The following is a 14,977-nucleotide window of genomic DNA, read 5'->3' as shown; positions in this document are numbered from 1 at the left end:
GTATTTCTTTCAAGACGAGCGTATACTTATAATAGAAACAAAAGGAGGTACATACATGAATATAAAGAAATCTCCCCTGCTATTATTGCTATTAGTATTACTATTCGTAGTTACAGGGCTTGGGTTTACTTTCTTCAAACATAATAAAACGACTCCAACTAAAGATAATGTCACGAAAGAAAACTGGTTAAATGACCCTTACTTACGTTGGTCGTATACACATATGAAAGAATTCACTTTAATTAATGAAGTAAAAAACAATCCTGACCAAATTGCTCACTTCCCTACTGCGTTACAAAACTTAGACAATTTTGCAGTTGAACGCGGATTTGGAAATACGATCCCTCTAAAGAAGCTTTTAGACGAAAACAAATCAGATGCTTTTGTCGTTGTACATAATGGACAACTTGTTTATGAACGATATTTCAATGGATATAACGGGAGCGAACCTCATGGAATGGCATCGTTAGCAAAGATGTTTACTGGTGCAATCATACAATCTCTCGCTGAAGAAAATCGTATTGATGTAGAGAAAACAGCTGACACTTACATAAAAGAATTAAAAAATACACCGTTCGGCAAAGCAACACTTCAGCAATTAATGGATATGCAAGTTTCTGTAGAATACCCTACGCACGGATATGTACAGCCTGGACTAGAAAATCAAGATGCACAACTATATTTAGCTAGTAATATTTTACCCCGAGGTAAAAACTACAGCGGTCCTATGAAAATTTATGATATGTTACTAGAAGCAGAAGAAACTGCACCGCCTGGTTCAGCTTTTTCTTACAATAACGGATCAACAGAAACACTCGCTTGGATTATTCGAACAATCACTGGTAAATCGTTAGCTGAAAATGTAAGCGAACGAATTTGGTCTCAAATAGGTATGGAAGAAAACGCTTATTACGTTACAGATGAAACAAAAGTAGAACAAGCAAGCGCTGGTTTAAATGCAACTGCTAGAGATATGGCCAAGTTCGGTCAACTATTATTAAATAACGGTCAATATAACGGCAAACAAATCATCCCTTCTTCTATAACAGAAAGTTTGAAAAATGTACAAGAAGGTGAACTCGCAATTGACCGTGGTGCTTCTATTTCTTATCATAATCAGTGGTGGATTCCCCACAATGAACAAGGTGCTTTCGAAGTGTTAGGCAGTTACGGACAAACACTTTACATCGACCCGAAAGCAAATATGGTGATCGTCCACTTCTCTTCTAACGCTACGCCAAGTAATGAAATACATTCGATTTATTCAAATATGTATGTTGATATCGCAAATCATTTAGAGAAGCTTTCACACTAGTGAAAGCTTTCTTCTTATTGGAGTGGTTTATTTACACCAATCCTATTTCAGTTATCATTTCGTTATTAGGAGATGCTGAAAGAATTACTATTCGAAACGCGCCAACCCCCCATTAATATTGATAATATTTTATAAATTTGAAAACACTAGTACTTAGGAAAGGAGGGATTGCGAATGTCTGTGAAAAAGAAATTAACTGTATTGATCATTTCACTTGCGATGATTGTAGTTATGACTACTTTAGGATCACTCCGTTTATTTGCCGAATCCGACGTTGTAACACAGCCTATTGAGGTCGAATTGAATGATGATTACTTTAATCCGAATGTCATCACTGTTCCGGTTGGAAAGACGACAACGCTGCTATTGAAAAACAAAGGAGATAGAGATCACACCTTTACGGTGAAAAAGCTCGGAATCGACGCCGAAGTCCCGTCAGGAAAAGAAAAAAACATTACCATAAAACCTGAAACTCCCGGTACATATGAACTAATCTGTCGGTTCCACTACCTGAAAGGAATGGATGGAAAAGTAATAGTCAAATAACAAGCAGTACCAATTGATCCTCTCTTTTTAATAAGGTGAAACTTAGATTAGCGGAAAAAGTCAAAGAAAAGTAATAAATAATTCATCGTCTATACTTATAAAACCAACAACTGATACAAAAGAAAAATGTTTAATTAAAAAAGTCAGGGGAAGACACTCATATACGAGTGTCTTTTCTTTATTTTCAAAAGGACCTGCTCAATTAACGCGTAAAAACATAAAGTAAAGTGAATCCATTAAAAAACATGAGTGAACCCTAGTTTTCCCCTCTTATCTAAAGGAGGAACTATTATGGGATTTGGTGGTAGTTGTGGCTGCGGCTTTTCTGGAGGATTTGCTTTATTAGTTGTATTATTTATTTTATTAATCATAGTTGGAGCTGCTTGCTTCTGCTAAAAAAACTATCGGAAAAGACACCATATAAGGGTGTCTTTTCTTCATGGGGTGCTGACGCATCGCCATCAAGCTAAAAGAACGAGTTATCCCCAAACAATAAATACGAGTAAAATGCACAAACTTTTCGTTCTCTGGGTGATATGAGATTTTAACTTGATGGGCATGGGGTACAGCCGTCATTTCAAAGGTTTGCGTATCCAAAATTGTGATTAAGTATGAATTTACTAAAGCCGACAGCAATCAGATACTATTCATCTCCCCGATTGCTGTCGGCTTTAATTTTAAAGTTTAATTAAAAAATTTTTTCTTGTTATTTTTGATGTAGTTAACGACAATTACAAAGTAAATAACAGCTATGAGATTAATTATGCTTAATGTTAGACCTGATGGATTGGACCAAGGAAGTACAAAAAGCCAAAATACTACTAAAATTGAACTCAGTACATATAACCATTTGAATTGATCTGTCATTTTTAATTCCCCCATTTTTCCTTCTTTGATGATTTTATCTTTCAAGAAGTCATCTCCTTTAATTAATTCATCAATGCTAATATTGAATAAATCACTTAATGTAATAAGTGTTTCAATATTTGGATAACCTTTTTCAAGCTCCCATTTAGAAACTGATTGTCTGCTTATGTTTAATTTAAGAGCCAATTCTTCTTGTGATAAGTTATGCTTTAAGCGTTCTTCTTTTAGCTTTTTATAGAATTCCATGATTTCAACTCCTCTAATTTTATTTTTACTATAGATTATAAAAGTTCGTAAGAATCGAAAAGTAGAATGATGTAACCTACGAGTAGCAAATGTTTGAAACAGGTGGTTGCATTATGTTAAAGATGTTTATTATCTTCCGCAATCGAGCACTTTGGCGGAACAAACAAATTTTGAGGTTCTTACAAAATTCTTTATTTGATGGGCATGTGGCTTTACCCTCCTTTGAAATACTTCAACGCAAAATGAAATAACGTTTCTACATAGAATATTGATCTATCAATAAATTACGACAATCATCTAAAACTTCTGAATTTTCTATATATTAAAGGTTATTACTCAAACACCCTCGAATATTGTAATAAATATACATAAGGAGGTTGATTTATTTTGTTTCGTTCCTTTACAAATGGTTGCGTCGCCTTAGTGCAACGCTTCTTACCAGAACCGTTTATTTTATCCTGTTTATTAACGGTTTTCGTTATCTTCTTCGGCATGTTTGCAACACATCAAACACCAGTTGAAATGATTACTCACTGGGGTAATGGTATTTGGGGCTTACTTGCCTTTTCTATGCAAATGGCTCTTGTACTCGTGACAGGATCTGCTTTAGCAAACGCTCCTCTTATTAAAAAAGGATTAACGAAAGCGGCGAAACTACCCAAAACAAATGGCCAAGGTATTATTGCCATTTCTATTATTAGTTTACTAGGAGCATATATAAACTGGGGATTTGGCATTGTTGTATCTGTTTTATATGCAAAGGAAGTCGCAAGACAGTTAGACGGACTTGATTATAGACTAGCAATCGCTTCTTCTTACTCCGGATTTCTCATTTGGCATGCAGGTCTTTCTGCTTCTATCCCTCTTACGTTAGCAACTGGTGGCGAAACGTTAATCAAAACGACAGCTGGAAGTATTAAAGAAGCGATTCCAATAACAGAAACGTTATTCTCACCATACGCTCTCGTTCCAGTTATTATCTTTTTAATTACGATGCCTCTCATTAATAAAGCAATGCATCCAGATGAAAAACATACGATTACAGTAGATCCAAGTGTGTTTCATGAAGAAGCTGCTGCTCAAGAAGTAGAGCAAAACACATTCGCTGAAAAAATGGAGAATAGTATTGTCATTACACTTTGCATCGGATTATTAGGTCTTATTTATATTTTTAACTATTTTAGTACGAAAGGCTTTAACCTTACACTTGATATCGTTATTTTTATGTTATTAATTGCGGGACTTATTTTCCACCGTACTCCGATTCAATATATTCGTGCTTTTTCTGACTCAACAAAAAGCGCTTCTGGTATTTTACTTCAGTTTCCGTTCTACGCAGGAATTATGGGGATGATGATTGGAGTGAATAGTGAAGGTCTTTCACTTGGAGGAGCTATTTCTACTTTCTTTATTAGCATTTCAAATGAAAACACATTCCCGCTCTTTACATTTTTAAGTGCTGGAATTGTTAATATTTTCGTTCCATCTGGAGGCGGTCAATGGGCAGTGCAAGCGCCAATCATGATTCCAGCTGGCGCTGAGCTTGGTGTACCCGCTGCAAAAACAGCGATGGCAATCGCATGGGGCGATGCTTGGACGAATTTAATTCAACCTTTCTGGGCGTTACCAGCATTGGCGATAGCTGGTTTAGGAGCTCGTGATATTATGGGATTTTGTGTTGTTAATTTACTTTATGCCGGCGTAATTATAAGCCTATGTTTCCTTTTCATTTAAATAATTAATTACTCGAAAAGCTAGTTTTATACTAGCTTTTTTATATGATAAATTATTCGCTTTCTATACAATTTATTATCTTTCTCCACACTATCTCTGTATGATTTAACACTTCATATGCAAACAAATCTTCGCACACTTTTTCAATCATATGAGGATTGTCCTTTAAGAAATTCCACTGCAACACTTTAGGAAGAAAATATTTCTCATATTCTTTACTTCCCCTTATCACCTCATCAACTTCTCTTTCACAAATCCCTCTTATTAAAAAATCATTTCTTAATTGCAGCTGAATTTGTTTAAACGTTTCGCTGCATTTCTTCAATTGAACTAAACACTTAATATACGTACGAAAAAGTTCGTCCTCATAATTACAACACTTTATAATACGATCGATTTCATTCATAATTTACGAGCCTCTCCTTCTATTTGTAACAGCCATCTTTCACGCTTCGTTACTTTACTCGTTTTCACAGATTGAAAAACAGAACGCTTTATATTACGAATGCCACAAAAGCGTAAAACTCCTCTTTTCATCATAATCCAATCCGCTGATCGATATAATAGTGCCACGTACCATAACGGTGAGTCTAACGTGTTAATAACCCACGCCTTCTTTCCTTTAAATAAACCTTTCGGTAATGCCCCCTCATATTTATAAGCAAATCCAGCTACAAAAATACGATCGATAAATCCTTTTAAAATAGCAGGCATGCCCCACCACCATATCGGATATATGAATAGAAGCGTATCGGCCTTCTGCACTAATTCCCTATATCGCTTCGTCTCTTCTTCATGTAGTAAATCACGTCTTTTCTTCTCCTCATTAAATACAAGTACTGGATCGAATTGTTCCTTATATAAATCGAGTAGTGTAACAGAATGATTTGTTTCTTGCAGTCCTTTTTGAACATGCTCCAAAATCGATGCATTAAAACTTGAAGGACTAGGGTGAGCGTATATAATTAATACATTCACTACAAAGTAACTCCCTTCTACAGTTAAATCTTCCCTTTCTTTAACATCTTCTCTACAATTTGCACATTTTTCGAACTTTGTAATAAACGATTTAACACTGTTAGTAACTCTTCTTTTTCTAAACCTGTTAGTTGTTCTTTAACTGTACTCTCACCAGCACCTTGAATTTCATAAACAACCGCTGCCATATGCTTGCAATAATTTTCATAAGGACACTCGCAGCTACTTTCTGTAAAATCTTCAAGATCAATAATCACTTCATAATTCCCTGCATTTCCAGTAACGAAAGCAAATACTTTCTTGTCGTGTATTTCAACATCTTCTACATGTCCTTCTTCATAATATTCATAGCCTCTATCTATAATGTACTTTGGAATCCATTTCGTTATATCTTTTAATAAATAAGCATACATAACAGCACCTCTTCCTTTAATTCCCTTTTGACTTCCAAAACCCTGCGTGTTATTCTAATTACTGTCAAGTAGCAAGTCTACGTGACAAAACAACTGACACCTATTCGGCGAAGGTGTCTATTTTTATTTGTAGCCGATATGAAGTGCCTCTTTCAGGTACATTCAATTTTTGACACTACACACTCAACACCATTCCCTTGTATCAGGCTGCTTTAGCAGTCTTTTACTCTACATACTTCGTTATTCCAAGAAAAAAAGAGAGCTTAGCTCCCTTTTCTCGCTTTATAAAATACCCCTTTTTCAGCATAGAGATATTCATCAGAAGCTAAAGTAATTTTCCCATCCAGTTTCAGTTCATCTAATAGCCTTGATAAATAAAATTGATGTAACATTTTTTTCGTGAATTTTCCTTCATGATGCGAAACGATATGTTCTTGAATATCTAACAATGATATTGGCTTATCTTGCTCTATCATATATTCATAAACTGCATTACGCAGTTTTACGTATTTTTCGAGTGTCACAGTACTTCGCAACCCCTTTCTTCTTATTATGTATTTTCGTAATCGGTTTTTTTGCAACAAAAAAACCTCTCCGATAAGAAGAAGTTACGTATATATCTTCGTCTTATCTCCCAGAACAAATATGTTCTGCTGGAATTAGCACCTGCATCGCGGTTGCTGGGTTTCATCGGGCCAGTCCCTCCACCTCTCTGGATAAGAAAATATTCACTTTGAATTTAACTATACGTATCTTTATTGTAATTGTCAAATAAATTATATTTTCTTCTTTATTGTTCATACTACAAACAGATGTACAAAAGGAGGTTACTACGTTGCAAAAGAACGCCCGTGGATACGTACAAGATTCATTTCATTCGTTACAAGAAGCGAAGCATTGTTTAGAAGATGCATTACAAACTGTTGAAAAAGAAAGTAATCGCGCACGTATTGAACAATCCCTTTATGCTGTGGAAGAAGCATTACAAAGATGTGATTATACCGTTCATATTTTAGAACAAGAATGAAAACTTCCCATCAAAAGATGGGAAGTTTTTTTCAAATGGCATACTTCATCATTATTGCCGTTATTATTAAAAAATATACAGAATTAACAATTTCCAAAATCCCTACTTTTAATATAGAAATCTTTTTACCATACAACATAATTGCTCGAATGACACTTGGTACGAATATGAGAGAACACCATGGATTTATAGCAAATACGATTACCGTTAATACAATATGATATCCCCAAGATATATAACGATACTTCGGATTATTTTTTTCACGAATCATTGTTTTCACGTAAAACGTGCTTCCTAAAAAATATAAGAATGAAATAAGCGCAATGAATACTGCTGTTCTATCAATAAATTTCATTGAGAAATAATAACTGATTAAGCCGCCTATACAAAACACAACAATCGCGCAAATGTCATTTAGTAATGCTCTTTCATTTTTTTGACGAGCGTAATACATGTTTACAATAAACAAAGGAATCAGTAATACTACGAATAAAAGAATTCGCCATTCATATAATAAAGAAATCATCCCAAATACGAATGCGCAAATAAAGTATACAATTGCAGCGTGCAGAAACTCTTTTTTTCTTCTTTGCTTTATGTACATGAGAAATGGATACGTAGCTAAATAAATAAAAAACCAAGCTAAAAACAATGGAATATGATAAAAAGTAGGTTTACCAAGTAATACACTTAATAGAAATGGAATGACAAGCATCGCCCATGCTCCATGCTGCTTCGGAATAACTAACTTCATTAAATATACACCTCCCTTTTGAAAATAATTCTCACCTATTATTATACAAATAACTTCATATAAAAACGAAGATATATTAAATCTATTCTTTGACACTTTTACAATAAAGTGAAACTTTAATCAGTAGGGGTTTTGTTCGTTCCCCACTGATTATTAGCCCGCACCAATCGGGCGTTTACGGGATAAAAAAATGCTTCTTACAATTTGTAAGAAGCATGAAAGAGGCAAACGAATATGTAAGTCGCGACCCTACCTTATATGAGTATGCTTTTCTATGTCACCTTATGCTCATCTAATATACCATATTTATTTTTAAATCTTGTGAGGATTGTAATCCATGAAGTACTGAATAACAGTAGGAAAATAACATTCGATATCGCATGACTAAGATCGAAAGAAAAACTTGCGACATAGTAGGCAATAACCGTTTCCCACGTTGCTTCTCGTATAAAACCAAGAAGCCCCCAGAAATTCATAATCCATCCAAAAACGAATCCAACGACAAAGCCATATATGAGCCTTCCCCAAAGCTTTTTCATTAAAAATGTGTTGCGCAATAGTCCAGCTATAAATCCAATCATTCCCCACGAAAACATTTGCCACGGCGTCCACGGACCTTGTCCTAAAAAAATATTAGATACAATGGCCGCTGTTGCACCAATCATAAAGCCAGTTTCACTCCCAAAAACAATTGCAGAAACGATAATGACAAAGGAAGTCGGTTGTACACTCGGTAAAATCGAAAATGGCACTCGACTAACCGCTGCGATTGCTGCTAACACGGCAACGATAACAATTTCACGTGAAACAAACGCTTTCCGTTCAAAGCGGACATAGAAAGGTAACATAATGACAGCTAATAAAAACAAACTACTTACCATGTAATAGCCATCCATAATAAGAGTCGTAAAGAGTAGTGTACATATTACAATAGCAAAAATAAGTATTATGAATGCAACATATCGTTTGGACACGCTTCGTACACATCCTCCCACGTTAATGCAAATGGCAACTCTTTTCGAATGAATCGATTAATAGATGTTGTATAAAAGAAATTGCCACTAAAGAACTCTTTCGGTGCATCATTCATAATAACTTTCCCATCAAATAACATCATGCATTGATCTACATATTTTGCTGCAAACTCAATATCATGCGTTGCCATCACAATCGTTGTACCCTCTTTTTGCAACTGCTTAAATAACTCTCCTACTCTTTCTTTCTTCCATGGATCCAGGCCTTTCGTTGGCTCATCAAGTAATAATAAAGTTGGCTTTGATAATAACGTTGTACATAATGCGAGTAGTTGTTGTTCTCCCCCGCTACAATCATGCGGATGCCGATCGATAAGCGAATCTAGCCAAAATTTCTTTAACATTTCTTCTGCTAATTTTTGGGCCTGTTCGCCATATAATTCACGAGCACGCTCATAAACCTCTTCCCACACTGTATCAAATGTGAAATGATAGTACGGATGTTGTGATACGTATCCTATACTTTTAAATCGTTCTTTCGAATCGATTTTATGTATCACTTTTCCACTCCACTTTACTTTCCCTCTTCTAGCTTTTTGTAATCCTGCTAAAATCGTTAACAGTGTAGACTTCCCGGTACCATTTTTTCCAACGAGTGCTGTCCATTTTCCTTTTTCGATATTCACTGTCAAATCTTGCAAAATGATTGGACTATTTTTTTCATATTGAAAAGATATATGTTCTGCACTTAAAATTACTTCTTGCTTCTCACCTTGTTCCACTTGCTGATCCGTATATTGTATCGCCTTAAAATCATTCATTTTCATTTGTGCTTCTCGCACTGTAAACGGAATATCTTTCACATTCCACTCTAAAAACAATCTTGGAATTTGCGGAATGAACGGACGGAATTTGTCTACTTCCCACATTTTCGCTATCACACTTTTTGGAATATCATCATAAACAATTTTCCCGTTATTCATACAAACGACACGAGTTGCTAGCGGTATCACTTCATCTAAACGATGTTCACTTAAAATAATCGTAATTCCAAGTTCTTCATTAATACGCTTTAACAATCCTAAAAACTCTTTCGCAGCAATCGGATCTAACTGCGCTGTTGGTTCATCCAGTAATAATAACTTCGGCTGCATGACTAACACCGCAGCCAAATTTACTAGTTGTTTTTGCCCACCAGATAAAGTATGAACAGATTGGTGTAACAAATCTTGAAACCCTAAAAAACTAATGAGCTCCGCTATTCTTTTTTGAATAATATGTGATGGTAATCCGATATTTTCTAAAGAAAATGCTAGTTCTTGAATCACTGTATCCATTACGAGCTGATTTTCTGGGTTTTGAAATACCATACCAATTTCTTGTGCAGATAATAAATCTGGTACATCTTCTAATAAAGCACCATCATAATATGTATGTCCAGAACGCGTACCAATTGGAAGTAACTCCTTTTTAAAATGTTTTAATAAAGTTGTCTTCCCAGAACCTGAACCGCCAGCAAGTACGATAAATTCTCCTTTTTGAACAGAAAGAGAAATGTGCTGTAACGCTTCTTCATTTTCATCAGCATATACAAATGATAAATTCTTTATTTCTGCATGCGCCACCATATCCATTCCCTTCCTTCCATTACAAGCGGTAAGCTAATAAACATCATAAATAACAAAAACATAATTCCATCGTATTGCTGGAATAGTATTGATTCCACTTTCGGATAAATGATCAATTTGCCTCCGCCGTAATAACTACATATGAATGAAGTTATTATTAGAAAAACTAAATAACTCAACGTAGACCAGTCACGTCTTTCCATTCTATATCGAATATACGTCGTACGCTTCGTTACACCAAATCCGCGAGCTTGCATAGAATCAGCCGTTTGTAGTGCGTCTTCTAACGAACAAACTAACAATACTTGCAGTAACTTCATCCCATTTTTTATACGCTCAATGAGTGAACCTGAATCTAATTGTACACCTTTCGTTTTTTGAACGAGTGTAATTTTCTTTAACCGCCTAATAAATAAAGGAACAAATCGCACTGTAATCATCGTTAATAGTGCAACTTTCGGTGAAATTCTTGAAAACAAATATAAAAATTTATGACTTGAAATAATATCGTTATAAGATGCAAAAGTAAACATTACCGCAACTAATAATAATCCCATAACAAGTCCATACATACAGGCCTCAAGCTTAATCCGGCTATCTCCTAAACGAAATAACGTAGTCGCTCCTCTATGTGTTAATAAAGAATTAAATAAAATTACCATTAAAAAGAATACAATAGTACTCGACAGCATCTTTTTTATTTTCTCGCCATTCCCTTGTACTATATTTATGGTTACTATTAGTACAATCGCTCCAATTAAAAAAAGAGGATGAAGACACATCATACATAGTATCATCACCCCAATATAATAGAAAAAATTCACAAAAGGATGTAAAGAAGAAAAGCTTATTTTCATAGTCCTTTACCGAAGATCCTTTCCTATTTTAATACAAACACCCACTCAATTGTATCTCCTGGTTTTACTTTAACTACACCAGCACTATAATTTGGAAAAGCACCGTTCACACGATATTTCCACCCACTAGTAGCAGTAATATCTTTTTCGTACAAATCATTAATACCTTTTACATAAATACTGTCTTTAGAGCCCATTGCATCAACCTCTAGTCCTGTACTCTGTAGCACACTGTAAACTGTATCGCCTTCTTGTACGTCAACCTTTTTCGCACCTAATAAGTATCCTTCATGACCTTTTACGGAGATAGTAACTTGTTTCGCTTGCGGCTCTGGTTTTGGCTCCGGCTTTGGTTCTGGTTTTGGTTGCGATGGAGCCGGAACAGTTACCTGTTGTTGGCCTTTATTCGGATCTTCTTTTTGTTCTTGTTTTGGTGTTTCTTTCGGCTGATTAACAACCTTTGCTTCTTCTTTTACTTCTGGTGCTTTCGGTTGCTGCTTCTCTTCTTGTACTTTTTGTTGTTCTGGTTGTTTATTTGCAGCAGGTTGTTCTTTCGGTTTCTCTTCTTTCTTTATTTCAGGTTGTTCCTGCGCTTTTTCTTCTTTTTGTTCTTGCTTATCTTTCTGCTCTTCTTGTTGTTTTTGTTCCGGTTCAGTTTGTTTCTCTTCCGGTTTCGTATCTTCTTTTTGTTCTTCTTGTTTCGCTACTTCTTTTTGCTCTTCTTGCTTTGGTTCTGCCTTCTTCTCAGGCTTTACAGCTATTTGTTCACATCCGGCTAATAATCCCAAAGAAAGAAATAAAGAAATGAACCATTTCATCTTACTCATGCTGCCCCTCACCTTTCATAATAAAATTAGGAGCAAATAATTGCTCCTAATTTTTGTTAAGCTGCTTTACGTCTCCATAATACATATGCAGAAGCAATACATAATACACCCATACCTACTTCTGTAGCTGCACTATGAGAAGATGCTCCTGTTTTTGGTAATTGATTTTTATTCTTGTTTGTTTCTTTATTAACTCGTTCGTTATCTACAACAACTTTCAAATTTTCATCTTTTGGTTGTTTTTGTAACTCTTCTTGTTGTTTCGGCTGTTCTACAACTTCTTTTTCTTCTACAGTTGTTTCTGGTTCTACAATTGGTTTCGTATCGATTTCATTACCTGATACATTTGACAAATCATAAATCGATTTCCCAAGATCTTTAAACTGAAGTAAAGCTAAAAATGCTTGCTCTGTAGCCATTCCGCTACCTTTTTGATCTTTTGGTAACCATTTGAACTCACCATTTGGAAGCTGGTATGACATTAAATTTTGTACTGCTTTATTAAGACGAGTGTGATCTACATCTTTAACTAGCGATAGTCCAATAATTGCTTGTGCAGTACTATTAGAATTCTCTTGTCCATCAGCAGCAAAGCCACCATTGTCTAACTGCTGCTTGTATAAGTAATCAACAGCTTTTTGAATAACTGGCTTAACATCTTGTTGTTCTTGGTAAGGAGCTAATGCTGATAAAACCATACCTGTTACATCAATGTTACTAGCACTTTCTTTTTTACTTGAACTATCATACGTCCAGCCGCCATCTGTATGTTGCGCCTGTAAAAGTGCTTGTACTAATGCAACTCGATTCCATTTCGCTTCAACTGGAACCTCATATTTCTTTGTATCAAATGCAAGTAAAGCAAATGCGTATCCTGTTACAGAATCCACTTTATCTGATTCAAACAAATTTTGTACTAAGTTTTGTCCCTCTATCTTTGTAGGATCTACATTCATTGCATTCATCATGATAATCGTTCTAGCTAAATCTGTTGCTGAAAAACGATTTAAACGCTTCTTAACCTTTTCGGCTACTGGCTTAACATAGTTTACTTTCGTTTCAACCGGAATGTTTACACCTGAACGAGCAAGCCCAATCGCTACCCAATCACTACCAATTCCATCTTGTAACATCTTTTCTGACGTTTTAGAAATTGCTTCGTTTAATTGTGCCGCTGGAATTTGAATATTCTCTTGCTTTGGTTGTTCTTTTGTTTTATCATTTGTTTGCGTTCCATCTGTCGGTTTACCATTTTCGCCTTCTGGTTTTGTTTCGCCTGTTGGTTTACCATTTTCGCCTTCTGGCTTTGTTTCGCCTGTCGGTTTACCATTTTCACCTTCTGGTTTTGTTTCGCCTGTCGGTTTACCATTTTCGCCTTCTGGTTTTGTTTCGCCGTTAGGTTCTTCCGTTTTACAAGTTCCGAACTTATCTAACGTTTCTTTCAATGTTTCTTGACTCATATTGCTCCAGTCTGAAACGTAACGAAATGCAACAACATCCCCAGATTCTAATTTATAACTATCCGCACCAACTTCTACAGATTTATCATTTACATCATACATCCAGCCGCTCGTTGCTCCAGCCATTAATCCATCAATGCCCTTTACATACGTTCCAAATGACATACTTTCAGATGTAACTTTGTCCCCCATTACTTTTTGGAGCAAACTAAGAGCTGTTTCTCCATCTTCAATGGAAACTTCTTTCGGACATAACATAATTCCTTTTTGTGATTCACCAACAATTACAAGTTTCGCTGTTTTTCCTTCAGCAAACGCAATATGTACGGAATTCGTAAAAGAAACAAATACAAGTGCGACTGCCATTAATGATGTAAGCAGCCATTTCTTTAACATTGCCATCCTCAATTATTCCTCCCTTTACTAACATTCACACAAAAAAAGGCCCTTCAAGGGCGTGCGATTGACACTCTTTTTTTGTAAGTGTCGAACAAAAAGCGCACAACACCTCCTATCCGCATGATTCGCGGCTATATTTGTATAGGAAAAATAATTTCGTTTATGAACGCACCATTGTGATAACATTCACTTTTCTAGGCAAAATTTACTTCCATTTCAAGTTATCGTAAAACGATAAACCTATACATTCTGTAAATTATAAATTTCTGTATTATTTTACTATTGACAAAGGATTTTGTCCATGTTTTATTAGATTTATTTCCCTATAAAACTATCTTATTAGGCTTTAATTAATAGAACTCACTACTTACTATGTAAGCTCTTTTCACTAACAATAATTCCATCTTCATCCACATAAACATATTCATTCGGTTTCCATTCAACTTTTCCAAATTGCAATGGAATATTTTTTTCTCCTTTTCCTTCTTTTATACTTCTATTTGGCATCGTCCCTAATGCTAAAATACCGATATTAATATTTTTCAGCTCTCTAGAATCACGAACATAACCATTCACAATAATTCCTGCTAAATTTCTTTCTTCCGCAATAGCCGCTAAATTATCACCGAGTAGCGCGCAATTTGTAGAGCCCTCACCATCAACAACTAATACTGTTCCTTCTGGAAGTGTTTGTAATCCTTCTTTTACTAGTACATTATCATCCTTCACTTTTACTGTTGCGATTTTTCCATAGAATTGCTCTTTCTTCCCATAAGACTGAAAAGACTGGCGACATATTTGTAATTCATTTTCAAATTCATCACATAGATCAGTAGTTTTCAACATCTCTTTCCCTCTTTTCCTATTTCTCTTTATATTACATATTCTTGTATTTTTTTCGTTTCCCTGTCTAATGTTGTAATAATTTGCATATGAAGTAAAAGCCAAATAA

Annotated in this window: 17 protein-coding genes and 1 riboswitch; of the genes, 5 read left to right on the top strand and 12 right to left on the bottom strand. The window is 35.2% G+C overall.

Features of this window, described 5'->3' with window-relative positions; translation table 11 throughout:
* Positions 1-55 precede the first annotated feature (55 nt).
* The 3 genes from MR109_RS21990 to MR109_RS21980 all read left to right on the top strand — a co-directional run bounded on the left by MR109_RS21990 (position 56) and on the right by MR109_RS21980 (position 2,257).
* Entirely contained in the window at positions 56-1,315 is a 1,260-nt protein-coding gene (locus MR109_RS21990) for a serine hydrolase domain-containing protein (RefSeq protein ID WP_098307815.1), read from the top strand.
* 174 nt (positions 1,316-1,489) lie between these two features.
* Positions 1,490-1,861 carry a cupredoxin domain-containing protein gene (locus MR109_RS21985; protein ID WP_242273895.1) on the top strand — a complete coding sequence of 124 codons (372 nt, stop codon included), beginning with the start codon at positions 1,490-1,492 and terminating at the stop codon, positions 1,859-1,861.
* A 291-nt stretch (positions 1,862-2,152) separates the two neighbouring features.
* Positions 2,153-2,257, top strand: coding sequence for a YjcZ family sporulation protein (locus tag MR109_RS21980; protein ID WP_081806744.1), 105 nt, complete (start codon positions 2,153-2,155; stop codon positions 2,255-2,257).
* Between the two features lie 288 nt (positions 2,258-2,545).
* On the opposite strand, the gene MR109_RS21975 is transcribed toward MR109_RS21980, so the two are convergent.
* Positions 2,546-2,974, bottom strand: coding sequence for a helix-turn-helix domain-containing protein (locus tag MR109_RS21975; RefSeq protein ID WP_242273867.1), 429 nt, complete (start codon positions 2,972-2,974; stop codon positions 2,546-2,548).
* Positions 2,975-3,361: 387 nt separating this feature from the next.
* Between MR109_RS21975 and MR109_RS21970 the strand changes: the two genes are divergently transcribed.
* Positions 3,362-4,708, top strand: coding sequence for a short-chain fatty acid transporter (locus MR109_RS21970; RefSeq protein WP_048373104.1), 1,347 nt, complete (start codon positions 3,362-3,364; stop codon positions 4,706-4,708).
* A 52-nt stretch (positions 4,709-4,760) separates the two neighbouring features.
* Here MR109_RS21970 and MR109_RS21965 read toward each other — a convergent pair whose 3' ends face one another.
* The 4 genes from MR109_RS21965 to MR109_RS21950 all read right to left on the bottom strand — a co-directional run bounded on the left by MR109_RS21965 (position 4,761) and on the right by MR109_RS21950 (position 6,683).
* Positions 4,761-5,114, bottom strand: a complete 354-nt coding sequence (locus MR109_RS21965) for a group-specific protein (protein ID WP_242273866.1) — start codon at positions 5,112-5,114, stop codon at positions 4,761-4,763.
* Entirely contained in the window at positions 5,111-5,686 is a 576-nt protein-coding gene (locus tag MR109_RS21960; RefSeq protein WP_242273865.1) for an NAD(P)H-dependent oxidoreductase, read from the bottom strand. The genes MR109_RS21965 and MR109_RS21960 overlap by 4 nt, the downstream gene beginning before the upstream one ends.
* 23 nt (positions 5,687-5,709) lie before the next feature.
* A complete protein-coding gene (locus tag MR109_RS21955) occupies positions 5,710-6,099 on the bottom strand; it encodes an SWIM zinc finger family protein (protein WP_071719025.1) in 390 nt (129 codons plus the stop codon).
* A gap of 263 nt (positions 6,100-6,362) precedes the next feature.
* On the bottom strand, positions 6,363-6,683 hold the full coding sequence (locus MR109_RS21950; protein ID WP_002172659.1) for a hypothetical protein: 321 nt from the start codon (positions 6,681-6,683) through the stop codon (positions 6,363-6,365).
* Positions 6,684-6,723: 40 nt separating this feature from the next.
* A riboswitch (SAM riboswitch) is annotated at positions 6,724-6,822 on the bottom strand.
* Between the two features lie 112 nt (positions 6,823-6,934).
* Here MR109_RS21950 and MR109_RS21945 point away from each other — a divergent pair.
* Complete coding sequence (locus MR109_RS21945) at positions 6,935-7,126, top strand: hypothetical protein (RefSeq protein WP_002172660.1); 192 nt, start codon at positions 6,935-6,937, stop codon at positions 7,124-7,126.
* A 31-nt stretch (positions 7,127-7,157) separates the two neighbouring features.
* Here MR109_RS21945 and MR109_RS21940 read toward each other — a convergent pair whose 3' ends face one another.
* The 7 genes from MR109_RS21940 to rraA form a co-directional block, all read right to left on the bottom strand.
* Entirely contained in the window at positions 7,158-7,880 is a 723-nt protein-coding gene (locus tag MR109_RS21940; protein WP_002172661.1) for a YwiC-like family protein, read from the bottom strand.
* Between the two features lie 272 nt (positions 7,881-8,152).
* Positions 8,153-8,854: an ECF transporter S component gene (locus tag MR109_RS21935; RefSeq protein ID WP_242273864.1), complete on the bottom strand. Its 702-nt coding sequence runs from the start codon at positions 8,852-8,854 to the stop codon at positions 8,153-8,155.
* Positions 8,827-10,488 (bottom strand): ABC transporter ATP-binding protein, encoded by a 1,662-nt coding sequence (locus MR109_RS21930; RefSeq protein ID WP_242273863.1) that lies wholly within the window; start codon positions 10,486-10,488, stop codon positions 8,827-8,829. Before MR109_RS21930 ends, MR109_RS21935 begins: the two co-directional genes overlap by 28 nt.
* A complete protein-coding gene (locus MR109_RS21925; RefSeq protein ID WP_242273862.1) occupies positions 10,461-11,339 on the bottom strand; it encodes an energy-coupling factor transporter transmembrane component T in 879 nt (292 codons plus the stop codon). Before MR109_RS21925 ends, MR109_RS21930 begins: the two co-directional genes overlap by 28 nt.
* A 23-nt stretch (positions 11,340-11,362) precedes the next feature.
* Entirely contained in the window at positions 11,363-12,166 is an 804-nt protein-coding gene (locus tag MR109_RS21920; protein ID WP_242273861.1) for a DUF4430 domain-containing protein, read from the bottom strand.
* 56 nt (positions 12,167-12,222) lie between these two features.
* Positions 12,223-14,028, bottom strand: a complete 1,806-nt coding sequence (locus MR109_RS21915) for a DUF4430 domain-containing protein (protein ID WP_242273859.1) — start codon at positions 14,026-14,028, stop codon at positions 12,223-12,225.
* Between the two features lie 360 nt (positions 14,029-14,388).
* Positions 14,389-14,871, bottom strand: a complete 483-nt coding sequence (rraA, locus tag MR109_RS21910; protein WP_048373118.1) for a ribonuclease E activity regulator RraA — start codon at positions 14,869-14,871, stop codon at positions 14,389-14,391.
* Positions 14,872-14,977: the final 106 nt, after the last annotated feature.

This window comes from Bacillus cereus group sp. BfR-BA-01310, assembly GCF_022664325.1.
Taxonomy (GTDB): domain Bacteria; phylum Bacillota; class Bacilli; order Bacillales; family Bacillaceae_G; genus Bacillus_A; species Bacillus_A paramycoides.
This window is presented reverse-complemented; position numbering and strand designations above follow the sequence as displayed.